Raw genomic sequence first — 960 nt, 5'->3', positions numbered from 1 at the left:
GGAGCTGGGCTGGGGGTTGGGCGGGTGGGGCGGGGGTGGGTCCAGTAGCCGAGGGCGCAGACCTGGTCGCGGGTCAGGCCGCGTTCGTGGAGGAGGTGGCGGCGCAGGCTTTGGATCATGAATGACTCGCCGCCCGCCCAGATCTGGCCTCGGCCCGACGGGAGGTCCAGGTGGCGGACGACGTCTTCCAGGGCTCGTCCCACGCCGGGATCCCGGTCGCCTCGATGGACCCAGTGGACTTCGGAGGGGAGGGCGTCCAGAGCGGCGTGCTCGGCGGAATCGCGTACCTCTACGACCGCGATGACGTGGTGCCCGGCGGGCCGTGTCTCGGTGATGGCGGCGATGGAGGGAAGCGCCGTTTCGTCTCCGATCATGAGGGACCATTCCGCCGCCGGGTCGGTCACCCAGTGAACCCGGCTGCCGCCGAAGCCGACCCGGTCGCCCGGGGCCGCGCCGAGGGCCCACACCGACGCCGGGCTCTCGTCGCCGTGGATGAAGAAGTCCGTGGTCAGGAGGCCTGCTGAGCGGTCGAGGCTTCGTATGGTGAGGTTCACCGTGTGCTGCCGGACCGTCCCCTTGGGGAAGCGCCACCGGCCCAGCTCGGGCAGGACGATCCGGGGGGCGCCAGGGGCCTGCCAGACCAGGGTGATCGTCTCGGCTGGTTCCTCTATGGGTAGCGGGCCTGCGTCCAGGATGCGGAAGGTCACGCGGCGCATGAGCGGCGACAGCTCCCTGTTGGAGACCACTTCCAGGATGCCTACGGCGAGCGGGTACGCCCGCACGGACGACATCGGACGGGTCGCCACGGGTGAACGCGAGGCGAGCGGGCCGGTCGTCGCGCGGGTGAGTGGGGACTTCGTACCAGGCGTGGCGGGGGTGGGTGGCGCCGGTGTAATCGGTGCGATGGAGGTCGCGGAGGTAGGGGCGGACGGCGGATTGGGTGCTTTGGGGGTGCCGGGG

The 960-nt window shown here is 71.4% G+C and carries 1 protein-coding gene; it reads right to left on the bottom strand.

Annotated elements, in window-relative coordinates; translation table 11 throughout:
* A partial coding sequence (locus tag NYZ98_RS41335; protein ID WP_262851034.1) for a siderophore-interacting protein occupies positions 1-806 on the bottom strand: 806 nt, incomplete at its 3' end.
* Between the last annotated feature and the right edge of the window lie 154 nt (positions 807-960).

It is taken from the genome of Sphaerisporangium corydalis (genome assembly GCF_025506355.1).
GTDB classification, from domain to species: Bacteria; Actinomycetota; Actinomycetes; order Streptosporangiales; family Streptosporangiaceae; genus Sphaerisporangium; species Sphaerisporangium corydalis.
Note: the sequence above shows the minus strand (reverse complement) of the source record. Positions and strands in the feature narration are given on the sequence as shown.